Genomic DNA, 24,260 nt, shown 5'->3' with positions numbered 1-24,260 from the left:
ATGACAGGATATTTTCTACAAGCATTTATCTATTTGCTCGCGGCAGTCATCGCTGTCCCTATCGCCAAGAGACTTGGCCTCGGTTCTGTGCTCGGTTACCTGATTGCCGGTGTAGTGATTGGTCCAATTATTGGCTTAGTTGGCGAAGAGACTACAACCATTCAACACTTTGCTGAATTCGGTGTGGTCATGATGCTGTTCTTAGTCGGGCTTGAACTTGAACCGAAAATGCTTTGGGCAATGAGAAACCGACTTATGGGTCTTGGAGGGTTGCAAGTTGGTGGCACCACTGCGATTGTTATGGGTATTGCCCTATTCTTCGGGCAGCCCTGGACGATCGCGCTTACCATCGGTTTGATCTTTGCACTGTCATCAACCGCGATTGTTCTACAAACATTCAATGAAAAAGGGTTGTCCAAAACAGAAGGCGGCAAGAACGCTTTCTCGGTCTTACTGTTTCAAGATATTGCCGTCATCCCTATGTTGGCGTTTATCCCTCTATTGGCGTTGCCAGAATTAATCGAAGCTGCACAAAGCGCGGTCGTTTCGGCTTCTGATCACCATGAAGAATTAAGTCTCGTTGCTGGCCTACCCGGTTGGGCTTATGGCCTTGTGATCACGGCATCTATTGCGATTGTTGTTGTCGGTGGGCACTTCTTAAGTCGTCCACTATTCCGCTTTGTGGCAAGCTCAGGTCTGCGTGAGATCTTTACAGCAACGGCACTGATGTTGGTCATTGGTATTGCTGCACTGATGAGCCTAGTCGGCCTATCACCGGCTTTGGGTACCTTCCTTGCGGGTGTGGTATTGGCTAACAGTGAATTTCGCCACGAACTTGAGTCTAATATCGACCCGTTTAAAGGGCTGCTACTCGGCTTGTTCTTTATTACCGTTGGTGCGGGCATCAACTTTGATGTTCTATTCAACGACTTTGGTTTAATCATTGGTTTAACACTGGGCGTCATGGCACTTAAAGCCTTGGTACTGTTTACACTGGCGCTGATCTTTAAAATAAAAAATAGCGACCGATGGTTGTTCACGTTGAGCTTAGCGCAAGCCGGTGAATTTGGTTTTGTACTCTTGAGTTTCTCGGCTCAAAACCACGTATTACCTGCTGATATAGTCCAAACTCTGTCGCTAGTTGTTGCCCTTTCAATGTTCCTAACACCAGGTCTGTTCATTTTATTTGATAAGGTCATTTTACCTCGTTACGAACAAAAATCTAACGACCGAGAAGCCGATACTATCGAAGAGAAAGGTACCGTTATCATTGCGGGTATTGGCCGATTCGGTCAAATCGTTAACCGCTTGTTGGTGTCAAATGATGTCAATACGGTGGTACTGGATCATCAGGCCAACCAAGTAGATTTACTACGCTCAATCAATATTAAGTCTTACTTTGGTGATGCGACTCGTCACGACTTATTACATACCGCAGGTATCGAAGAAGCAGCGATGTTAGTTGTAGCTATCGATAACCAAGACTCAAGCGTTGAATTGGTTAAGTACGTTAAACACACCTACCCTGATGTGAAGATCTTAGCCCGCGCATTCGACCGTGGTCACAGCTATCGCCTAAGAGAAGCGGGGGCAGATTTTGTAGAATCAGAAACCTACCACTCAGCACTCGAAATGGGCGCAGAAGCCTTGCGCTCTTTAGGCCACCACCCATTTTTCGTTGAGCAGCAAAAATCAACGTATCAGCGTGTTGAAAGCCGTAAGTCTGAAAAGCTTTTCCAAGCTTGGTCTGAAGCGGAAGAGAACCCACGCTACGACAACAACTACCGACAAATCTTTATTCATCTAGAAGAAGCGATGAAAGAAGATATGAAAAAAGACCGCTCAGATAAGCACTCTCACTCTGAACGTGGTTGGACACCACCGCCGAAGGGCTATGCCGACGGCTTTGAGGAAGAGGAGTCCTAAACAGTACTCTAAATAACAACACTAGATAAGCATCTATCAAAAAGCGGCGATTAAGCCGCTTTTTCTTTCATTCAGCCCCTACAAAACGTCAAATGAGCACGAGAGTAGGTGCTAGAATTCGTAATCCGGCAGATTTATGTGATCTATCTAAAATTTTTAATTTCTGACCACATAGCAAAAGTAAGTTATCTTTTTACATTATTGAAACATTCCAATCTTGCATAAACCACACCTCAAACATGGCTATATATGCACTCATTCCAACAATTCTAGCATCGACCCAATTCGTATCGACCATCCTCTAACGCTTGAGTTACATTGCATATATCCAAACACACGGCACAAGCCCCGCCCAAACCATTCATCAAACAAATAAATAATGCGCCACATTCACAAACTCAACCCATTAGAATTAACATAAACATTTCAAAGTATGTCTTTAGTTACAATTTGTAACTAATAAAAGTTATCGGTATAGTCCTGCAATTCAAAAAGTGAGACCTTTGCGCTCACCTTAAAGGAGATATAATAATGATTACTAATGATGCTGTAATAATGGGCATGTTAGCTGTTATTCTTGGCGGTGTTTTTATCACGGAAAGTAGCCAAAATAGCGCACTGAAAAAATTCTACTCGTTCGTTCCGGGTCTATTGCTCTGTTACTTTGTTCCTTCTCTATTAAACAGTTTAGGCATTATCGACGCATCAAACTCTAAGCTGTACTTCGTTGCAAGTCGTTACCTATTACCAAGCGCACTCGTTCTACTGATCATCTCAGCAGATCTACGTAAAATCTTCGGCCTTGGCTCAAAAGCCGTCATCATGTTCCTAACCGGTACTGTCGGCATCATCATTGGTGGGCCTTTAGCGATTCTAATTATCGACCAAGTTAACCCTGACCTTGTATCTGGCGACGTATGGCGCGGCCTAACAACCGTTGCAGGTTCTTGGATTGGCGGCGGTGCGAACCAAGCAGCAATGAAAGAAGTGTTTGAGGTTGATGACCAACTCTTCTCTGCAATGATTACCGTTGATGTTATCTGTGCCAACATTTGGATGGCCGTGTTACTTATCATGGCAGGTCGTCAGAAGAAGATTGACGCATGGTTAAAAGCAGACACATCATCTATCGAAGAGCTAAAAGAGACAGTTTCTAAATACCAAGAAGAGAACGCTCGCCCAACAACGACAACCGATCTCATGAAGATCACAGCAATTGCTTTTGGTTTAACAGGTTTGGCTCACTTATTCAGTGACATGATTGCACCGTGGATCTCAACCAACGCTCCAGAGCTTTCGAAATACAGCCTAACGTCTGGTTTCTTCTGGTTGATTGTAATGGTGACAACGTTCGCGCTTATCGCTTCATGCTTCAAATCAACACGTAGCCTTGAGCACAGTGGCGCATCGAAAGTGGGCTCAGCGTTCATCTACATCCTAGTGGCAACCATCGGTATGCAAATGGATGTGACGGCTATCCTAGACAACCCAGGTTACTTCTTCATTGGTATCACATGGTTAACTATCCATGCCATTCTAATGATTGTGATGGCAAAGCTAATACGTGCACCATTGTTCTTCATGGCTGTAGGTAGCCAAGCTAACGTAGGCGGCGCAGCATCGGCTCCTATCGTAGCAGCGGCATTCCACCCAGCTTTGGCACCAGTAGGTATCCTTATGGCGGTACTTGGCTATGCACTCGGTACATACGGCGCTTACATCTGTGGTCTGATTATGCAGGTTGCTGCGGGTTAATACGCATAACGTCAACAATCCGTTGGATATGAAAATCCGCTACTGGTTCGTCAGTAGCGGATTTTTTATTCGCTTTACTTTTTATGTGCTCCATAAAGGCGAGAAACCGGATCTATTTCATTTATTGAATCATTAAGCGTTCTCGCCAGAAGTCGTGCCCTTTGCTCAGGGAAGCCAGCATTAATCTGTGTTTTTGATAATTTTCTATACTTGTTTTAACCTATGATTAATAACAACACAAATTTCAAACAAAGACGCCAGTTTGTTTTCCACCACAGGGCTGATATTAAAACTCAATGTAAAATCAGGCACGACAGATAAATCTTCGACCATCAGTTTTCGGTTGCATATAGGAATAAAAGAAAACAAGTCCAAAACAAACTCGATAAGTCGTCATCTATAGAAAACAAAAATGCCCCGAATCGGTTTGGGATGATTTGATCAACAACGCCGTACTCCGCGATACACCCAAGATTGTATAGCTATCTGAAAGGAGATAAATTTACGACGTATAAGAAAAGTTCTCTTTACAAAAAAAATAAATCTCCTTTGAAGATTTTAACCCTAACTTAACCATAGCCCTTCGTTTGTATGTACTAACGGTTGTTTCCTCTAACCCTAACTCTAATGCGATTCTTTTATTTGAAATACCACTACCAATCATTTCTATAATTGTTTTCTCTCGGCTAGACAGTGTATTAACTGATATTAACGAGTTACCTGAAGAATTGAAGTCTGAAATTATATTAGATATTGACTCAATCAGATCTTTAATCCCTGATAGGGATTTATTATGAATTTCCAATAGACCATATTTAGAGTAAAGTGATTTCTCGATCTCTGGGGTAATCAAGGAGCTGAAAATTATATATTTTAACTTACTAGTCGGCGGGTGTAATTCTAGCACTTCGAACCCAGATAAAATAGGTGTATCTAAATCCAATATTACTAATGTAAACGTTGATTTCATTGATTTAATTAGGTTAGTTGCTTCCAAACCATTTTCTGCTTCATAGAAATTCATTGAGAACCTATACTTCAAAGAACTCCTTATCATACTAGTAATTATTGGGTGGTCATCTACAACTATAAAATTCATATCATCACTCTATTGAGTCGCCTAATTATTAAATATAAAGTCAGTCTATCACCATTATATTATATTATATTCCACAAGTAGAGTATGTACTACATAGCCTCACACGTAGAATATATACTACTCTCGATCACATTGCATGAGTTTAAATTATGTTGTTAAATTTCGCTCTGTCAGTCACTTAAAAATTAGATGAGAGGCTTAAATCCATGCTATTAAAATACGCCCTTATTTTGGGGCTGATCTTTTCTATTTTATTTTTTGCTTCCTATCTAGTATTAAAGGAATTATTGTCAATAATTTGATGATTAAAGGTATATTCACCTTTTCCACTTAGCACTCTACAAAGTGCAAAATATAGACATGAGAAAGCGTACATAGCTTATTTTAGGAAATTTATTCACGGAGGTATAATATGTACAACTTGAGCTACAATGATAACGGTATAACGGTTCACAGTAAAAATACGTTTGTGAAATTAGAGTTTTTATTTCAACCTATAATTGAATTAAAAAACAAAGAAGTAAAATATCTTGAGGTATTGTCAAGAGTCTTGAATGATTCAGGTGAAATATACCAAAGTGAAACTTTTTTTCCTGACATGGACGATGACTTTATAAAAATTGTCGCCCTAGCACAAATAAAATTCTGTGGAGCTAACAAGATAAACACACCTGTAACGATCAATCTCACGCTCTCATGTTTAAAAGACACAGCGTTCTTATGTAATATAGTAGGTATAAAGGATGTAGTTTTTAACATAGAAGTAACCGAACTAAATACTGATGTAAATTGTCGCCAATTACAGGCTAATATAATATTTTTAAAGCGTTATGGTATAGAGCTCTTATTAGATGATTATTACCACAAAAATAATGAGGCTAACCTTTCGTTAGGATTCATTGATTGGGACTACATAAAAATAGATAAACTATTCCTTTATCATAATTATGAAGATAGTAAGTCACTAACTTATCTTTTAAGTGTCATATCTCCTTATTCTAAAAAAGGGTTAATCTTAGAGGGGGTAGAAACCGCTTGTCAGCATGATATTGTAAAAAAACTAAACACTCTAGTCCAAGGCTATTTTTATTCATACCCAATGAATTTGAAACAACTTAGTAAGAAACTTCAAGTTACTAAAAAAATCCAACATGTTTAACATAAAACGAATACATATAGATTTAAAACAAAAAAAATCTGGCCATTTTCTTTCAAATTCAAAACACATAATTAAACTTAGTGGTTTTTTTGGAGCTATTTCTTACCCTGGGAATGTGATCGTCATTGATGGTGAGGCTTTACTTAATCTACCTAAAAATGTATTAATAAACTTCTCTATAAAACATGTACTTACTGAAAGCTTCTCATTACATTTAGTAAGATGTCATATCGACTACGATGATTATATATATGAAAAAATGCTGCCTTATATTGAGTCATTATTTCAAATAAAAAAAGAAAATCTAACTTACACTCGATTTTTATCCAATTTAATAAATAGAGATGCCCAGAGAAATTTCAAGAGTAATAATACAGGGAAGAAAACATCTTTATCCAAATATATATACATATTAATATCAAAAAACATCCAGCACAGTTGGACTGTAGAAGAAGTATGCAAGCAGGTTTACCTATCAAGAGCTGCACTTACAAGAAAGCTGTCCCGAGAGAAAACGACTTTGTCAGATATTATTCTCTCAGCTAGAATGGATAAGGCAGCTTGTTTTTTACTACAAAAAAAATACACGGTAAAACAGGTAGCTTATCTAACCGGATTTTCTAGTTCATCATATTTTTGTAAAAAATTCAAACATACTTATGGAAGATCACCAAGAGAGTTTGTAAATACAATGAGTTATCATAAAACTAAAGAAATATTTCGAAGAAGACTTTTATAATGGACTGTTTATAGTTACCACAACTTGTTTGCTTGAGTTCATCTAATTTACTACCGTTATCGAGAACTAAATTATCGATATTTGGCCGCAGTTTATACTCTAAGATACAAAAAAGGCGACAGTGAAAACTGTCGCCTTTCTAATATATTGTTACTCAGTTAAAGCTTATTCCCAATCTAGGATTACCTTACCAGACATACCAGAGCGCATCATGTCGAAGCCTTTCTGGAAGTCGTCCACTTTGTAGTGGTGAGTAATGATTGGTGTTAGATCTAGGCCAGATTGGATTAGTGAAGCCATCTTGTACCAAGTTTCGAACATCTCACGACCGTAGATACCTTTGATAACCAAGCCCTTGAAGATTACTTGGTTCCAATCTACTGCCATGTCTGATGGTGGAATGCCTAGTAGAGAGATCTTACCGCCGTGGTTCATGTTAGTCAGCATGCTGTTGAACGCAGATGGGTTACCTGACATTTCTAGGCCTACATCGAAACCTTCAGTCATGCCAAGCTCAGACATTACGTCTTCAAGCTTCTCTTCCATTACGTTTACTGCGCGAGTGACACCCATTTGACGAGCAAGGTCTAGGCGGTATTCGTTTACGTCAGTGATTACAACGTGACGAGCACCAACGTGTTTAGCAACAGCAGCAGCCATGATACCGATTGGACCAGCACCAGTGATTAGCACGTCTTCGCCTACTAGGTCGAAAGAAAGCGCTGTGTGTACTGCGTTACCGAACGGGTCAAAGATTGATGCTAGATCGTCAGAAATTTCTGCAGGGATCTTAAATGCGTTGAACGCAGGGATCACAAGGAACTCAGAGAACGCACCAGTGCGGTTAACACCAACACCTGTTGTGTTACGACAAAGGTGAGTACGGCCGCCACGACAGTTACGACAGTGACCACATGTGATGTGACCTTCGCCAGATACACGGTCGCCGATTTCAAAACCACGAACTTCTTGGCCGATGCCAACAACTTCACCCACGTATTCGTGACCTACTACCATAGGTACTGGAATTGTGTTTTGTGACCACTCATCCCAGTTGTAGATATGTACATCAGTACCACAAATTGCGGTTTTCTTAATACGGATAAGAAGATCATTATGACCCATTTCAGGTTTTTCAACCTCGGTCATCCAAATGCCTTCTTCAGGCTTAAGTTTAGAAAGTGCTTTAATTTTCATAATGTTATCCAGTTCATCTCGCCTTACTACAAGGCGAGAATCAAAAATCTATATGTTCTATTGGGTGTTGTTCTATCTAATCAAAGGATGCACAGGCACCCCTTTAAAATTAGATGATAGCCATGTCTTTACCAACTTGGATGAACGCATCAATTGCGCGATCCAATTGCTCACGAGAGTGTGCAGCAGACATTTGCGTACGGATACGAGCTTGGCCTTTTGGTACTACTGGGAAAGAGAAACCGACAACGTAGATGCCTTTCTCTAGTGCACGTTCTGCGAATTCAGCCGCTACTTTTGCATCACCAAGCATGATTGGGATGATAGCGTGATCAGCACCACCCATAGTGAAACCAGCTGCTTCCATACGAGTACGGAAGTGAGCAGAGTTTTCCCATAGTTGAGTGCGTAGGTCGCCAGATTCCGCTAGAAGATCTAGAACACGGATAGACGCAGATACGATTGCAGGTGCAACAGAGTTAGAGAATAGGTATGGACGAGAGCGCTGACGTAACCAGTCGATCACTTCTTTCTTACCAGAAGTGTAACCGCCTGAAGCGCCACCCATTGCTTTACCAAGCGTACCTGTGATGATGTCGATACGGTCAACAACGTTGTGGAACTCGTGAGTACCCGCGCCGTTTTCACCCATGAAGCCTACTGCGTGAGAGTCATCAACCATTACTAGTGCGCCGTACTTATCAGCAAGGTCACAGATAGCAGGAAGGTTAGCCACAACGCCGTCCATTGAGAACACACCGTCAGTTACGATAAGCGTATGACGAGCACCCGCTTCTTTAGCTGCGATAAGTTGCTGTTCTAGCTCTTCCATGTTGTTGTTCGAGTAACGGAAGCGCATTGCTTTACACAGACGAACACCATCAATGATAGATGCGTGGTTTAGAGCATCAGAAATGATTGCGTCTTCTTTACCTAAAATCGTTTCGAATAGGCCAGCGTTTGCATCAAAGCAAGATGTGTAAAGGATAGTGTCTTCTTTACCAAGGAACGTAGATAGCTTTTGCTCTAGTTCTTTGTGAGAGTCTTGAGTACCACAGATGAAACGAACAGAAGCCATACCAAAACCGTGTTGATCCATACCGTCTTTAGCAGCTTCGATAAGGTCAGGGTGATTAGCAAGACCTAAGTAGTTGTTTGCACAGAAGTTTAGTACTTCTTCACCAGTCGAGATAGAAACCGCTGCTTTTTGAGCAGAAGTGATAATGCGCTCAGACTTGTAAAGACCTTCTTCTTTAACTTCTTCGATTTGAGTTTGAATCTGTTGGTAAAATGCAGAAGACATTGTCTATTCCTTCCTAATTATTATTCAGCAGCATCGCGCGCCGCATTATGTAGGGATGTAAAGGATCTCAATAAGATCATTTACACTGTAAAACTCATGCCTATATTCTAGTTGAACATCCTCGTTCCGATTATCCCTTTAGTTGGAAAAACATTAATGAATCTAAAGCACAAATAAAATACATTAAGTATGAATACAGTCACAATTCAGTGTTCATCTGATTTGGGAAGAGCTTAGAAACACTACAAGTTTGAGTGATGTCGAATTAAAAAGCTTTCGCCAATGAGTACAAGGATAACAACAAGGTTTGTCTCATTAGCTCTGGACTATTGACTCTCTATCGACGCAGTCTTCTGTATGTTCTGCCAACCAGTACAACCAAATCATCACCAAACATAGGATGAAACAGAGCGCAAATAGCCAGTAGGCGCTGAGTATCTCTATCACCACACCACCAAACAGTGGCGCAATAGCAAATCCAAGAGAGTAAAGTGCAGCCGCACCGAAGTAAGATCCTCTTAGATGTGGCGGTGCCATTCTATCGATTTGTACATTAAGGGTTGGGAAAGCAATCACTTCTCCTAAACTTAATATAAAACAAGCAATTCCCCAGCCTAATGGCCAGTCATTTGGGGTAAAAAGAAAGCCAATTTGCGCGACAGCCATCAAGATCATGCCGATTCGGGTTCTCACAAACAGAGGCACATGCTCTAGCCATTTAAGCATCGGGAACTGGAACACAATAATGGTGAGAGTGTTGACCAAAACCAGCCCAGCGATTAACTGTGCTGCATCTGTTATTGATGAACGCACAATGACCTGAGGAATAGATGACTCTACTTGCGCGTAGACAAACATCATAATGAAGTTCGCAACCATCAACTTAACAAAGATATTGTCTTTACGAATGACACTTAAGGTCGCGGTGAAGTTCGGTAACTGAGAAGGGTCCGGCTTGGTGAAGGTCCCTTTACGCTCGATTCCAAGTAACAACCAAAATCCGTAAACTACATAGGTACCACCAGCCACAAAGAACAGATTTTGAGGGTGCGCGAGAGCTAAAGTAATGCCAATCAATGGCCCAAGAGCACCGCCCAGATTCAACAGAAAGTAACGAATGTTGAGTGCTAGCTCTCGGTCTTTCTGATCATTTAGATTATCCCCAATCACAGCCTTTGCGGGTGCTTCTATCATCGGACGCATCAAACCTGTCATCATAATCAGCACATAGAACTGCCACACCTCACTTGCGAGTGCAATGCCTGAGTACGAGATCGCGGCAATCCAACTACCAAACACCATTACCCACTTGCGACCCAGTTTATCAGACAGATAACCGGAATAGAGTCCAGTACCCGCACCAACAACAGCAGAAGCCGCCAACATAGTGCCGACCTCAATCGCGGATGCACCGTAATCTTCATAGAGAAAGACTATCAGAAAAGGCCATGCCATAAAGTAGCTCGTTCGGGCGAGTAGCGTCCCAGTCAGTACCGTCCATATTGAGAAATTGAAGCGTTTTACGCGCTGCTTTTGAAATAAACTTTCTGATCTATCCATAGAATTCCCTTTATTAACCAACTGGTTTAATAATTGTTATTCAGCCAGTATATGGATTGAGTTGTATAAATACAGACCACTCAAGTGATTCTTATAAAAGACAAGATCTCCTGCTTGTTTCACTACACGAAAATGGTGCAAACCATACAAAACACTCCACTTAATATTGAATGGAGTTTGACGTATGATGCTGATTGTCGATTTCTAAAAATATCAGCCAACTGGCCGAGTACCCAACGTTATGATCAACCCAAAACTGATAGCCCTACTTCCTGACCTTGCCTCCTTTATTTTGGTGGTTAATGAGGGCAGCTTTACCGCCGCAGCAAAGCAGTTAGGTGTGACGCCGTCAGCCTTGAGTAAACTCATCACTCGTTTAGAAAAAGCACTGTCGGTGAAATTGTTTGAACGAACCACTCGTACCCTTATCATCACGCAAGCAGGTCAACTGGTTTACGATCAGAGCGTGGTTATGATCAACGCGGCCCAACAAGCAGTTGAACTGTCTACCTCTGACCACACTGAACCTGCAGGCTCTATAACAGTAGCGGCGCCTGAGGCGTTCTTGAACTCAGTGCTACAGCCTTTCGTTGTTCCATTCTTAAATCAGTATCCAAAGATCCAACTTAAATTGAGAGCGGCTGATGGCGACATCGACATATTGCGTCAAGGCATCGACATTGCGTTTCGCCTTACCGACAAACCTGACGAGAGTTTGGTATTAAAAGAACTCGGAAAAACAAACCTCGTGTTATGTGCGAGCCCCGACTATCTAGAAGCCGAAGGAATTCCTCACCACCCTACCGAGCTTTCTGAACACGACTGTTTGTATCTTGCGGAGACAGACAAAGACCACATTTGGGACTTTCTTAAAGATGATGAATTCCACACGGTACCAGTCAGTGGGCGTTACGCAGTCAACCACTCGCAGATGCGACTAAAAGGTGTAAAAGAAGGCCTAGGTGTTGGGATTTTCCATGACTTCGTGATTCAAGATGCATTGGCTGAAGGTTCTGTAGTACAAGTATTGGAAGATTGGACCATCAAGAGTAACTACCATGGTGCGATTGCGATGCAGTTTGCTCAAACCAAGTATATGCCTGCACGATTACGTGTATTCATTGATTACGCAATGGAACACTTAAGTGACAAGCTGGCAGGAGAAATAAACGAATGCTGAAAGGAATACACCACGCGGCAATAATCTGTTCAAACTATGAATTATCGAAACGCTTTTACACAGAAATTTTAAAGCTTGAGATAATTGCCGAGAATTATCGTGAGGCTCGCCAGTCATACAAGCTTGATTTAGCGCTACCTAATGGTGCTCAAATAGAATTATTCAGCTTCCCTGACACACCTGAAAGACCAAGCTTTCCGGAAGCTCAAGGACTAAGGCACTTAGCTTTTTGTGTTGATGACGTTCAACATGTCAAAAGCTATTTAGAAGCACAAGGTATTGAAGTAGAACCGATTCGAGTTGATGAGTTTACGGGCAAATCATTTACGTTTTTCGCAGACCCAGACGGCCTGCCGCTAGAGCTTTATCAGATCTAAAGCGTTATCAAATCTAGAGCTGTATCAAGTCTAAAGTCTTCCTCACAAAAAAATCGCCCATCTGATTAATAAACGGACCTTCTCAAGCCGAGAAAGTCCGTTTGCATGTCAATTAACTCAACGCGGTCTTGAATCTCTCAACGCGTGAAAACAGTAACCAATCCAATAGCATTGCAGTCACAATCGTCGCCCCCGCGAGTGGAAACAGTACTGAAATAACTATCACGGTCACTAAGCCTGTCTTCCAAAGCCCTGCATCACCAAACTTCGGTGGCGTACCAAGCTTTCTTTGACCTGAAGGTCTGCGCATCCACCACATCACACCGCCTGTCACTGACACAACAATGAACGCCAAACAAAACAAGGCATTTAGAAGCTTGTTGATGATGCTGATGTCGCCTTGATGCAATGAAATACCAACCGCTAACGTCTTGGCAATGAAGTTATAATCTTGCCATGTCACCTCACCCAAAATACGACCAGAATATTGGTCTAGGTGTGTCGTACGATCCTGCGTTGGATCGATGATATCGCCGCCCATGGTATTGGCCGTCACCGTGTAAACACCCGTTTCTGAACGAGGGAAATTCACCTTGTACTGTGTAAAGTCAAGTGAGTGTGCCTTTTCAATAACGTCATCAATCTCGAAGCTGCTAGCTGACAACACATGCTGAGAGTGGTCTTCATCCATCTTAGAATGATCATGGGCTTCAGGCGCCTCTTCTACTTGATGGACGTGTTCTGCTGGCTGATCTTGAGACAAAGGCAGCGGTGTCTGTTCTAGATTCCATGGAAGCTCTTCTTCTGAGCCATGATTGAGGGAAGCGTGAGTCTTATCTGACAATGGAATATCGTCCCACATTTGAGGCGGGAAAGTGCTCCATGCTTGAACCAATTTACCACCCCAAAAACCTGTCCACGCCAATCCTGAGAGAATAAAAAGCAGCAGAATAAGAGATAGCGTGCCACCAATGTTCGCATGCAGATCACGCATCAGTACACGTGGCCCAGATGAAACTCTCAGCTTAAGAAAACCGGCGCGGCTCGCATTATCTCTCGGTAACCATAAGTAAATACCACTGATAAGTAAAAGAATCGATAAGCTTATTGCAACTTCAATTAGGTAATCCCCCCAATCACCAATCAACAAAGTGCCGTGAATGTCATTCGCCAGCTGATATAGGCTATCGCTGCGCGGGATTTCTCCTACCACTTCGCCAGTGTATTGATTCACAGTCGCGAAAACGGAAGTTCCATCTTCCAGTGATACTGAAAAGCGGTTAGCTAATTCAGGAGCTTTGCTCGGTACAAACTGTGTCACCGAGCCTTGTGGATATTGATTTTGCACTGCCGCTAACTGCTGTGAAATCTTGATCGGCTCACCGGATACTGCAATTTCAATCGCTTCTTGATGAAAAGCCAGTTCGATCTCATCGTCAAACAACATCACTAAACCAGTAACACTTAGCATCAGCATGAATGGGATAACGAATAGACCAGCATAGAAGTGCCAGCGCCAGGTGAGAAAGTAGAGGGTTTTATTACGCTCTTTGCTTTTTATATGGGTTTTCGAACCGGTTGTTGCACTGCTTGTAGACTGCGAAGTCGCTTGTGCCTTCACAGTAGTTTGAGATTCATTTCTCAACATTATTATTTCCTTTTACATGCGCAAACGAACCTTCTGAAAAATCAGAAAGTCACTAAGGCATGTTTAACTTTACTTAATACTATATTTTTTAATTATTTTAATGAGTGAGGTTTAAGCACTTACAAAGGGAGGGGCGCGAGGGGCTTGTCTCGTGTAGCCTTCACTTAGAGCCAAAAAAGCGTAGCTGTCTGAGACAATAGAACTCAATCGAGTTGTCAGTAGTGTAGTTGGAAGTTCGTCTTGGTGAAACGTGGAAAAATGGCTAAAAGGGCACGGCTTTCCTTTATGAGTATTAGGTTCACCTTCTTCAATTTGAACCAGTTCAAAGCCATTGACCGTACATAACGACGCCCATACTCCCGCACTATTACCATGAGCATTGATAACAGGCATTAATGTCACTAGCGCCCAGCTTAATGCTGTTGCAAGTAACATGGAGAAATTGAACGAGGTTCGGCGCATTATTCCAAATCTTTATAAATTTCCCTTATTATGAGGAACTTGGAATATAGGTAAACGTAAAGATTAACAGCAAGTTAAAAAATTGAAGCTAACGCACACTCTTTTTAGTTAAAAACTGGTTACAAAGAAAGAGCCAAAAGAATGTTACGCGCCTATTAGCAGTAAAATGTCTAGAAAAATAGCAGTAAACTGTTTAGAGAAACGACAATAAAAAAACGACGCGTTATACCTTCTTAAAAAAGAATAATGTAAGGCGACGTTTTAGAAGTCGAATCTTGAGGTTTTGCTCTTTGATACGCATCTAGCAAACGCTCATGATTAACGAATTAACCGAAGATTTTGCTCCAAATGCTTGGGTTACGCTTCTCATGGTACTCTTCACGAAGGCCGTCAATAGTACGAAGTTCCTGCTGTGCTGACTCGAAGTCACCTTGGTCTAGCTTCTGCTCAATGCTATCCAATGATGCACTGATCTTTTTGAAGCCTTCCATGAAGTTATCTTCTTTCTCTATTGGGTAAACACCCGTTTTCAGCTCTGCCACTAGCGTATCTAAACGAACGATAGGCTTTTGCATCTCTTCAATGCTTTGAGCTTCTGCCGCTTGTTTGAACGCAAGCTTCATTTCTTGCATGTTTTTCTTAAGGTCTACGTTAGCAAATGCGTTGCCAGACAATACTGAAGCAGCGATTAAACCAGATAAAAGGATTGAGCGAGTTTTCATTGTTTCTCCAAGTGAAGCGGTGCCTTTGAAGTTAGAGCCATCATTACTGTGGCACTTCGACTTTATTATTTTCGGCTAGTGTATACAAAAATCTGTCAGGCACAAAAATTGATTGTGTCGAAATGCAAACCCGCCGACATTCTCTTAAATAAGAGCTGAGTATTCTGGGATTTCATTACGACCGCGCAACGCCAAAAATGACAGGAATTGCTTTGGAGAATGAGTGATCACCTTTCTGGAATCCACGCCCACCTCATCAAGTAATGAAGACACAAGATCCAGCCCGCCCACGTCTTGGCAGAAATGCGCATCACTTCCAGTAGTAATGAATGCCCCTTTCGCTTTTGCGATTCTCGCAATCTCGAAACAACGGTCGACACTACCAACACGGCTATTGCCTTTGAGTGTGGTGTTATTAATCTCGATTGCTACGTTATATTGAGCTGCGCATTCAATCACAGCTTCAAAATCGAAATCAAAATTTGGGTTCCCTAAGTGGCCAAGTGCATCGATTCGACCGCCCTTAATCACATTCACGAGAGCCTCTGTATGGGTAGCGACATCCGATGGGCGAAATACTGGCTCATGAAAACTCGCGATCACCCAATCCAAGTTCTTATCAACGCTCGGATGAATATCGATGTCACCTTGAGTGTTCATGATGTTTGATTCCACGCCGCGGATAATAGCAACGTCTTCGATAAAACGAGGAAGTACACGCTGGTTGCTGAAGAACCAATAATGTGGCGCGCCCGGCATCGACTCTGAATGATCAGTGGTACAAAACATGTCTAAGCCATTTTGTTTTGCCGACTTGGCATTCTCGATAAGCGTGCTGTAAGCATGACCACTTGCGTATGTGTGAGTGTGGGTATCTACTTTGAGTTCCATGAAACAATGCCCTCTAGCTTGGTCTCTAAACGTTTTTCAAAAAGGTATCCCTGAACCGCTTTCTGAAAAGGAATGCTTAATGGCAACAATTCGACCAGTTTATCAGCTGAAAGTGACAATTAGCACCCAAACCTGAGGGTTTATTTAGACTGCACGAGAATACGTGGTTAGCCAGAACGCACTAACGCTTGGTCGTATCTAACTAGAACGAATAAACTCAGGTAATTGCGCCAATTTTTTGCAACCTACTCAAGTTCGTCAATACTTAAACCAGTTCACAAGTTGGAGTGTTAGATGAGAAGAAGACGATATCCGCTGAGTATCCACATCACTAGCCTTTTCTTAATTTTGACAACTCTTGTCGGTGCCGTACTGATTTCGATAAGTTATCGGCACTCTCAAGAACTGCTTTTAGGCACAGTGCGCGAAGTCAGCAATGAACATCGCGACAAGCTAGAATCGGTATTTAAACAAGCCATTGCCCCTGTCATCACAACCTTAAACGTGATGGCGGTGAGCCCGTTTGTTGCCCATCAAACCTCCTCTGTCGAAAAAGATTCTTGGCTTGCTTCAGTCGATATTATCTTCAAGCAAAATACCAACTTGGTCGCCCTGTTCTATGGCTCTGAAGATGGTAATTTCAGAATCTTTCGACCTCTGAGTTCCATTAAACAGAGAGCCGACAACAACGCCCCAGCCAAGGCGACCATGATGGTCAGCACCACCAATCTAGATGGTGAAAACTTTATTACCTTTCTCGATGGCGCACATCAAGTGATCAGTACCCGACAAGCCGAGAGTAAGTTCAACCCTACGACTCGACCTTGGTTTCGTAACGCAAAGCCTGACGGCTCAATACAACTTTCTGAGCCCTACCTATTCTATTTCCTGCAAACCAATGGCATTACGCTTTCTAGACGTTCTTTGGATGGCAAGCATGTCGTTGGTGCCGACTTCACGTTGAAATCTCTCTCTTCCCAGATCAGTGAATTGGCCTACTCTCCGCAAACTCGACTCGCCTTGTTCGACCAACATTTTAATCTTCTCGGTCAGCATCAACTTGATCTATCAATTCCCAAGCTTACCTCACAGCCTAATGACCCAAATAAAATTGAGAAAACGAATAACCAAGCGACGGGAAAGCTCTCTGGTAGTGAGCAAGACCAAAGCTTCTTTAATGTGCCCAAACGTGAACAGATGGAAGCATTGAAAGCTTCCGTCATAGCGCCGCTTATCTCTGATGAAGAGAAGTTTAATCTCAACCTAAAAAACGTTGAATACAACTTAAACACTTGGGCATTAACGCTAACGCCGGTTCAACTCACTCAAAACGTCACCTTATACTTGGCAGAAGCGACGCCACACAATGAGCTGCTCGCTGATCTTATCTCAATGCGAGACAAGCAAGTTGCGGTCGCGATTGGGATGTTGTTCATCTGCTTCGCTATCGTATGGTTTGTTGCTAATCGACTGTCTCAGCCGCTTAATACGCTGATGCAACTCACCGACAACATCGCTCGATTTGACTTCAGGCGTACTCATTATCCCAAAAGCATGATTCAAGAAGTGGCTAACCTCACCCATTCGATTGAGCTGATGGAACACACGCTTCATGATCTGATAACACTACTTAGAGACACTGCAGGTAATCAGGAATTTTCGATCTTAGCCAAGAATATTGCTCACCAAAGCTATTTAATTACCAAAGCAGAAACCATCGTCCTTTTCACCCAATCAAAAGAGAAAGACGTGTTTGATACTGCTGCTAACCTCGCCATTATTCCCTTTAAAGCCGACATTAATGACTTCATCAAACATACCCCTTGGTTGTTGTGCCAACTTAAATCTGGGGAGATCATCCACTTAAACCGAGAAGACAATGTTCTTAACTACTACCAAGACTCAATCTTCAATTCAGACCTTTACCTGTTTCCACTATTGAACAGAGAGAAGCTTTTAGTGGGTATTGTGACAATTGGCTATGAAAGACCGATTACTAAAATGCAGGCAGATAAGCATGCTTTTTTGCGAGAGTTGCTAAGCTTTGCTGAAATAGCCAAAGATAACATTGACCAAATGCAGCAACAGAAAGACATGCTTAATGCCTTTATCGAATTGATTGCATCAGCGATTGATACCAAATCACCTTACACGGGTGGGCATTGCCAGCGAGTACCTGAGCTCACCAAATGGCTAACTCAAGCAACCATTGATGATGACCGCTATTACCCGCAATTCTCATTGGATAATAAACAATGGGAAGAACTCATGCTGGCTGCTTGGTTGCACGATTGTGGCAAAGTGACGACACCAGAATATGTCGTGGATAAGGCAACAAAACTAGAAACGATATATGACCGAATCCACGAAGTGCGAATGCGTTTTGAGTTATTGAAACAACAAGCGGAAACCGATTATTGGAAAGCCATAGCGAACGGAGCGCTTCAAGAGGATCAGCTTACGATCCTCGAACAAAGCTTGTCAGAATTGGATGAAGAATTTGCCTTCGTTGCAGAGTGCAACCTTGGTGGTGAGTCGATGACAGAAGCACAACTCGAACGCTTGGACCAAATAGCTAAACGCCAATGGAAACGCACGCTGGATGATCAATTGGGGCTGTCATGGTCTGAAGAAGAGAGGTTTAACACGAAGCAAACTTCAGCAACACAATATACCGCTGAACCAAATACCGAAGAACCAAATCCCTTAGAGCCAATTAAAACCAAGCAAACTCTGCCGGTTATGGAACCGCTACTTGCCGATAAACCTGAGCATAAAATACCGTGGGATAATGGCTTTAGCCCTACTGATGTATGGCAAGAAGCGTTTGTGCTTAAGCCAGGAGAGGTCAAATACAACCAAGGTGAACTGCACAATTTGAAAGTTCGTCGTGGCACGTTAAACGATGAAGAACGTTTCATGATCAACGATCATATTATTCAAACCTTCACCATGCTTAACAAGCTGCCTTATCCGCCTTACCTCCAGAATATTCCGGATATCGCTAGTGGACACCACGAGCGTATCGACGGTAAGGGCTACCCAAGAGGCTTAAGCGAAGACCAATTACCTCTGCCGTCCAGAGCGATGGCCATTGCTGATGTCTTTGAAGCGCTCACCTCTAGTGATCGCCCGTATAAGAAAGGCAAACTCCTAAGCGAATCACTCAACATCATGACCGACATGGCGACCAGCGGTCATATCGATCCCAAGCTGTATTTGCTGTTCTTAGAAAACAAAATCTATGACAAATACGCTGAGCGATTCCTAGAGACTAAACAGCGTTGCGAGATTGAACCAAACCAACACATCGACCGAGTAAAAGAGTACATACGCTCATTATTTTAAGTTTGAGCTAACCATTTAGTCTTTAGGCTATAAGATCAATGATTAGTTTTTAGCAGCAGAATCCAACACCGCAACGTCCACTACAGTGGCTACCGTCGCTACAGCCACTGTAACTCGCGGTGTCTGGTTGGCTTTCGCCTTGCTATGTCTCTTCGCTAATAGCGTGTTGGTAATGCTCGCCACAACAATCAGGTTAATGCCAATCATCTGCTGAATAGAAAACACATCATCAAAGAACAAACCCTGCCATAACGCGCTAAACAACATGTTTGTAAAAATCAGAGGTGCCAACTGGGAACCGCTGTCTGCCAGCTTATACGCCTTGGAACGGAAGATTTGGGTATTGATGGTAAACAGTGCAAGTCCGAAAGCTCCGAGAGCAATCCAACGTAAATCGTCAAAAGACAACAACGCCGACAGGAAACCTTTTTCAGCACTTTCAATCACCTCAGGAACCGCAGAAACTGAAGTAAACACCACCATTGGTATCACAATCATTGCCGCAACTAAAAAGGTCCACGCGTTAAGCTCTGCCGGAGTCAAGCTGGTTTTAGACGCCCGGTACAAGCTCACTTGTGAACCCGAATTAAACACACCCGCCAATAACCCCAGCAACAACGCTGGCCTAAAGAACTCTGAGCCAAATTCAAACTGCGACCAGTCCCCAGCCATCATCACTACGCCAACAAAGGTGACAACTAAACACACTATCGTCGTTGTATGAATCTTGGTGCCAAACATTAACTTTTCTAACAATGGAATAAACAGAGGACCAGTGCTGAACAACACTACCCCTTCAACCAGAGTTAAAGTTTGTAGTGAAGTAAGGAAACACCACTGGCACGCCACCATAAAGATCGCCCGCATCACTGACGGTTTCCACATTTCTCGTGTCGGCTTGCTGATCTTATAAAAGGTCAGAAAAAGAAATAAAAACAGACTGGGTAAGAAAAAACGCACAAAACTGAGTAACGAAGTAGGCATCACTTCAGATAGATATTTGGCCATTAAGCCACTTAAAGACAAACTGAATGTCGACAACAACATGAAAGTCGTCGCCTTGGTAATATCAGACATAATTATCACCTCCTATGACAGCTATTTTAGAGGCGTGACGTGATGAGAAATAGCGAGTAATATTAACCACAACTGTAAGGAAAACTTACCAATGAAGAAACTCGTTCCACTTAAATCCGTTTATGCTTTCATTGCTGTAGCCGAAACAGGCAGCATGACCGAAGCCGCTCGCGTGTTGTATGTCAGCCATTCAGCGGTAAGCCAAGCGATAAAATCATTGGAGCAACTGGTCAACAAACCGCTATTCCAACGTGTGGGCCGTCGTGTTGTACTCAATGCAGCAGGTAAGCGATATTATCGAAAAGTCGCACCAGCACTGGAACAAGTAATAGAAGCCACAGAAGAACTCGCCAAAACGCCTAACGACCACCGCATCACCCTCAACATGGTGAACTCACTCGCCATGCACTGGTGGATCCCGCGAGTCTCGGAATTCCAAAGCTTTGCTCCCTCTCTTGATATTCGCATATCCACGTTAACGGGCACTTTCGACATAGAGCAAGAAGGTGTCGACATCGCGCTTGTGCACGGCAAACCGAGCGAGTGGGACCAATATTACAGCGAAAAGCTCGGTAACGATGATCTGGTATTGGTGTGCAGCCCTGCACTATTGAAAAACCAAATGGGATTAAGCGTTGAACAACTGGTGAAACAAAACCCAACCATTGGTGTATTCAACCCAAGAAGACAGCATGACTGGCAGGTGTGGTGCGATCATTACCAAATACCCATGCCGACGTTCCACAGTAACTTGACATTCGATGTCTCGATTCAAGCCGTGCAAGCTGCCATTCGTTCGCTTGGTGTATTAGTCACTCACCGCTTGTTTGTGAAAGATGACATCAGCCATGGCATGCTGGTCGAAATTAGTGAGCCAGTGGCTAACCCCCATCAAGATTTCTATTTCGTTTGTCCAAAAAACAAATTAAAACAAGAAAGTGTGCTAAAACTGAGAACATGGTTAAGGCATGAATTCACGCGCTCAGATACAAAACTCAGCGAGTAACTAATCACCAAGTAACAAATCAACTAGTAACAACTCACCTAGTAACCAATCATCTAACTTACAGAGGCCACTATGATTATTACCACTACACAATCTGTCGAAGGCAAACGCATTGTCGATTACAAAGGGGTTATTGCTGGAGAAGCCATTCTCGGGGTTAACGTATTCAAGGATATGTTTTCAGGTATTCGAGACTTCGTCGGTGGACGTTCTGGCACCTATGAAAAGGAACTGGAGAAAGCACGTAACTACGCATTCAAAGAGCTAGAGCAGAAAGCGATTGAAGCGGGTGCAAACGCAGTGGTTGGTGTCGATATCGATTATGAAGTCTTAGGAACAGGTAATGGCATGCTGATGGTATCAGCCAGCGGCACAGCGGTTGTCGTCGCTTAATCGAATCTGAAATTATGTGATTCAATAAATGCTTATTCCAACCTTCGGTTTTTTCATCACCAGAAGGTTGGAATAGCGATAAGCCGTGGCTGAAGTTAATTTAACTCGTTCTGCCTTCTTGCTCAGAGATGATGTCATCAAAAGAGGCAATTCGAGCAAGAAACGCCCCCTTGTCTTTCGGTAATATAGAGCTTGCCAAAGGCAGGTCAGCCTTCATCGCGTCGACCGCCCTTCCACGTACCAACACTTCAAAATGTAAGTGAGGCCCTGTTAAACGGCCAGTTGCACCCGACAACGCAATTTCCTGACCTCGCTTAACCTGTTGCCCTTTCTTAACCAAGAATCGACTCAAATGCAGATAGCGAGTTTTGTAAACACTGTTATGTTCAATCACTATGTATCTCCCTGCGTATGGATGGTCACGAAGTGCCACAACCCTACCGTCTCCCGTTGAATAAACGGGTGAACCCACAGGTGTTGCGAAATCAGTACCATTATGCGGCGATACACGTCCAGTCACAGGGTGCTTTCGGAATGGGTTGAATGATGAAGTAATTCTTCGGAATTGTTTGTCTATTGGGTATCGATTGAAAGCTTGCTCAAGGCTATTCCCCTCTCGGTCATAGAAACGCCCATCCGCAGCAAGAAAAGCCGCCACTTCCCTATTTCGTAGCTTGATAGAAACCCCTTGCACTTCAGTCTTACCCGTTAAGTGATCTTCCGTGTATTGCTCTTTAACCAAAACATTAAAGCTGTCGCCAGCTCTGAGATCTTTGGAGAAGTTAATTTTATCTTTCAGCGTTCGAGTGATATTGGCTATCTGAGCACTGGTTAAACCGGCCTTGTAAGCTGACGTGGAAAAACTCCCCTGCACCGCACCTGCGTACAATTTTTCTTTCCATTCCCCAGGAGTCTCGATGAACTGATAACTAAAACTACCGTCATCATTTTCTGTGTAGACAGCCTGCTCAACCAAGCTCTCATGGTAAATCAATTCGACTAGCTGCTTAGAGTCACTATCCAACAACAGCTCTAGATGATCGCCGGGTTTGATCGTATCCAGTTTCAGTGATTCTAGATCGGCCTCAAGTATCTTTTGAGCCGTTCGGTAAGGTAGTTTCCAAGAGGTGAATACATTGCTGAGTGTATCCCCAACTTTGACAAAATAATGGACTCTTACCAGAGAACTTGACTCAACGTTTGAACTCAATGGCTTCTCATCAGCCGACACAGCACCTTGGTAAGGTGTAATTTTGATAACGATGTCTTCTGGTGGTTTAGGCGAAATAGAAAGATATAAAGCAAGTGAAAATGCGCTGATAGCAGTAATAATCAGGCCAGTGCGGAGGAACTTCATAAAAATACTTAACGGTTATTATAATGAACTTTTCGATTGTTATAACATAACAATTCATTCAATAAAATAAGCGAAGTGTAAGAAACCGTTCCGTAAAAACGATTAAAAGCATAGTGAGCGTACGAAGCTCACCATGCCATTAAATAATTACTCTTCACAAAGCGTCTCAAAGCGATCTAAACCTCTCAGCATCTCAAAATCAGGCTCTTCAGCTAGCAACTCTCGCATTGAGCCACTGGCTTCGATAGAGCGCTCTAAGTCGTCTATTGCCTGACCTTCAGCTCCTAACCTTGCATACGAACAAGCTCGTTGGTACAAGGCATGGGCATTTTGATCATCCACTTCCAATACGCGATTACATAAACTCATTGCCCAGTGGTATTCCTGCATGTCCATCGCCGCATCAGCTTTATAAGTGAGCGCCTCTAAATCACCAGGGCGGACTTTTAAGATCTCATCATAAATTTCAATTTTTTGCTCGGCGGTTTGAGCATTTTGCGCTCTCAACCATAAGTTGTGTATTTCATTGATGATTTCGATTTCTCGGTTGTTCTCTGAGATGATTCGAGTCTTACGCTTTAGATCCCTTTCAAGAACGTTAAACTTCTTCTCGTACTCTTGAGCGATAGAATTCAATCGCTGGTCAGCCATTTCTTTGGTGGTGTGCTTGAGTTCTTTAAGCGATTGCCACCCAACTAATGCGATAAGTGAAGCGACACCCGCAATAATGTAGAAGAAATAGGTTACGGTCACATTGGCGTAATTCAGCGATTTGTCCGCCACAGCGAGCTCACGGTCGGTCATCTGAATAGTCAAACGTCTTTCAAGATCTTGTTGGTCCATTCTTAGCTGCTTCAATTCATCCAAGATATAGCGTTCCATCAACGGTCGATCTAAGTAGTCCAATTCTGAGTACTCAACTTCTTCGCTTGCAAGACTAACCGTGCTGAACACCGAGATAACTGCAATCAATAAGATTCGAAGCATTATACATTCCTTATATATTTCATCTTTAAGCTAACTGTATCTTGTAATAGTCATACAAGCTAGGAAGTCGACAA

At 42.6% G+C, this 24,260-nt stretch carries 20 protein-coding genes; 9 read left to right on the top strand and 11 right to left on the bottom strand.

Annotated features, from left to right (window positions below; all coding sequences use genetic code 11):
* A complete protein-coding gene (locus Q5H80_RS16455) occupies positions 1–1,926 on the top strand; it encodes a monovalent cation:proton antiporter-2 (CPA2) family protein (protein ID WP_304570491.1) in 1,926 nt (641 codons plus the stop codon).
* 531 nt (positions 1,927–2,457) lie between these two features.
* On the top strand, positions 2,458–3,681 hold the full coding sequence (locus tag Q5H80_RS16450) for a DUF819 domain-containing protein (protein ID WP_304570489.1): 1,224 nt from the start codon (positions 2,458–2,460) through the stop codon (positions 3,679–3,681).
* Between the two features lie 502 nt (positions 3,682–4,183).
* Here Q5H80_RS16450 and Q5H80_RS16445 read toward each other — a convergent pair.
* The gene (locus Q5H80_RS16445; protein ID WP_304570487.1) at positions 4,184–4,780 is read right to left on the bottom strand and encodes a response regulator transcription factor; all 597 of its coding nucleotides are present in this window, start codon (positions 4,778–4,780) and stop codon (positions 4,184–4,186) included.
* Between the two features lie 412 nt (positions 4,781–5,192).
* Here Q5H80_RS16445 and Q5H80_RS16440 point away from each other — a divergent pair, with 412 nt between their 5' ends.
* Both Q5H80_RS16440 and Q5H80_RS16435 read left to right on the top strand, forming a co-directional pair.
* Positions 5,193–5,939 carry an EAL domain-containing protein gene (locus Q5H80_RS16440; protein ID WP_304570486.1) on the top strand — a complete coding sequence of 249 codons (747 nt, stop codon included), beginning with the start codon at positions 5,193–5,195 and terminating at the stop codon, positions 5,937–5,939.
* Positions 5,932–6,678, top strand: coding sequence for a helix-turn-helix transcriptional regulator (locus tag Q5H80_RS16435; RefSeq protein WP_304570485.1), 747 nt, complete (start codon positions 5,932–5,934; stop codon positions 6,676–6,678). The genes Q5H80_RS16440 and Q5H80_RS16435 overlap by 8 nt, the downstream gene beginning before the upstream one ends.
* Positions 6,679–6,843: 165 nt before the next feature.
* Here the strand turns inward: Q5H80_RS16435 and tdh are convergent, their stop codons facing one another.
* From tdh to Q5H80_RS16420, 3 genes are all read right to left on the bottom strand, one after another.
* Positions 6,844–7,875: an L-threonine 3-dehydrogenase gene (gene tdh, locus Q5H80_RS16430; protein WP_019825750.1), complete on the bottom strand. Its 1,032-nt coding sequence runs from the start codon at positions 7,873–7,875 to the stop codon at positions 6,844–6,846.
* A gap of 109 nt (positions 7,876–7,984) precedes the next feature.
* Positions 7,985–9,178 (bottom strand): glycine C-acetyltransferase, encoded by a 1,194-nt coding sequence (locus tag Q5H80_RS16425; RefSeq protein WP_017094962.1) that lies wholly within the window; start codon positions 9,176–9,178, stop codon positions 7,985–7,987.
* A gap of 315 nt (positions 9,179–9,493) precedes the next feature.
* Complete coding sequence (locus Q5H80_RS16420) at positions 9,494–10,738, bottom strand: MFS transporter (RefSeq protein ID WP_304570484.1); 1,245 nt, start codon at positions 10,736–10,738, stop codon at positions 9,494–9,496.
* Positions 10,739–10,979: 241 nt separating this feature from the next.
* On the opposite strand from Q5H80_RS16420, the gene Q5H80_RS16415 reads away from it, so the two are divergent.
* Together Q5H80_RS16415 and Q5H80_RS16410 are read left to right on the top strand one after the other, a co-directional pair.
* Complete coding sequence (locus Q5H80_RS16415) at positions 10,980–11,918, top strand: LysR family transcriptional regulator (protein ID WP_304570483.1); 939 nt, start codon at positions 10,980–10,982, stop codon at positions 11,916–11,918.
* On the top strand, positions 11,912–12,295 hold the full coding sequence (locus Q5H80_RS16410) for a VOC family protein (RefSeq protein ID WP_304570482.1): 384 nt from the start codon (positions 11,912–11,914) through the stop codon (positions 12,293–12,295). The genes Q5H80_RS16415 and Q5H80_RS16410 overlap by 7 nt, the downstream gene beginning before the upstream one ends.
* A 112-nt stretch (positions 12,296–12,407) precedes the next feature.
* Here Q5H80_RS16410 and Q5H80_RS16405 read toward each other — a convergent pair whose 3' ends face one another.
* The 4 genes from Q5H80_RS16405 to Q5H80_RS16390 all read right to left on the bottom strand — a co-directional run bounded on the left by Q5H80_RS16405 (position 12,408) and on the right by Q5H80_RS16390 (position 16,018).
* On the bottom strand, positions 12,408–13,943 hold the full coding sequence (locus tag Q5H80_RS16405) for a PepSY domain-containing protein (RefSeq protein ID WP_304570481.1): 1,536 nt from the start codon (positions 13,941–13,943) through the stop codon (positions 12,408–12,410).
* 111 nt (positions 13,944–14,054) lie between these two features.
* Positions 14,055–14,405: a hypothetical protein gene (locus Q5H80_RS16400; protein ID WP_304570480.1), complete on the bottom strand. Its 351-nt coding sequence runs from the start codon at positions 14,403–14,405 to the stop codon at positions 14,055–14,057.
* 326 nt (positions 14,406–14,731) lie between these two features.
* Entirely contained in the window at positions 14,732–15,127 is a 396-nt protein-coding gene (locus tag Q5H80_RS16395) for a cytochrome b562 (protein WP_146490101.1), read from the bottom strand.
* A gap of 144 nt (positions 15,128–15,271) precedes the next feature.
* Positions 15,272–16,018 carry a phosphatase gene (locus tag Q5H80_RS16390; RefSeq protein WP_304570479.1) on the bottom strand — a complete coding sequence of 249 codons (747 nt, stop codon included), beginning with the start codon at positions 16,016–16,018 and terminating at the stop codon, positions 15,272–15,274.
* Between the two features lie 294 nt (positions 16,019–16,312).
* On the opposite strand from Q5H80_RS16390, the gene Q5H80_RS16385 reads away from it, so the two are divergent.
* Entirely contained in the window at positions 16,313–19,366 is a 3,054-nt protein-coding gene (locus Q5H80_RS16385; protein WP_304570478.1) for an HD domain-containing phosphohydrolase, read from the top strand.
* Positions 19,367–19,408: 42 nt separating this feature from the next.
* Here Q5H80_RS16385 and Q5H80_RS16380 read toward each other — a convergent pair whose 3' ends face one another.
* Positions 19,409–20,443, bottom strand: a complete 1,035-nt coding sequence (locus Q5H80_RS16380) for a DMT family transporter (RefSeq protein WP_304570477.1) — start codon at positions 20,441–20,443, stop codon at positions 19,409–19,411.
* A gap of 91 nt (positions 20,444–20,534) precedes the next feature.
* Here Q5H80_RS16380 and Q5H80_RS16375 point away from each other — a divergent pair, with 91 nt between their 5' ends.
* Positions 20,535–21,449 (top strand): LysR substrate-binding domain-containing protein, encoded by a 915-nt coding sequence (locus tag Q5H80_RS16375; RefSeq protein WP_304570476.1) that lies wholly within the window; start codon positions 20,535–20,537, stop codon positions 21,447–21,449.
* 72 nt (positions 21,450–21,521) lie between these two features.
* Positions 21,522–21,842 carry a heavy metal-binding domain-containing protein gene (locus tag Q5H80_RS16370; protein ID WP_004730185.1) on the top strand — a complete coding sequence of 107 codons (321 nt, stop codon included), beginning with the start codon at positions 21,522–21,524 and terminating at the stop codon, positions 21,840–21,842.
* A 100-nt stretch (positions 21,843–21,942) separates the two neighbouring features.
* Here the strand turns inward: Q5H80_RS16370 and Q5H80_RS16365 are convergent, their stop codons facing one another.
* Positions 21,943–23,199, bottom strand: coding sequence for a peptidoglycan DD-metalloendopeptidase family protein (locus Q5H80_RS16365; RefSeq protein ID WP_304570474.1), 1,257 nt, complete (start codon positions 23,197–23,199; stop codon positions 21,943–21,945).
* 147 nt (positions 23,200–23,346) lie between these two features.
* Positions 23,347–24,186, bottom strand: a complete 840-nt coding sequence (locus tag Q5H80_RS16360) for a tetratricopeptide repeat protein (protein ID WP_304570473.1) — start codon at positions 24,184–24,186, stop codon at positions 23,347–23,349.
* Positions 24,187–24,260 lie beyond the last annotated feature (74 nt).

It is taken from the genome of Vibrio sp. SNU_ST1, assembly GCF_030563405.1.
Classification (GTDB): Bacteria; Pseudomonadota; Gammaproteobacteria; order Enterobacterales; family Vibrionaceae; genus Vibrio.
The sequence above is the reverse complement of the archived record's forward strand: the minus strand, read 5'-3'. Positions and strand labels throughout refer to the sequence as shown.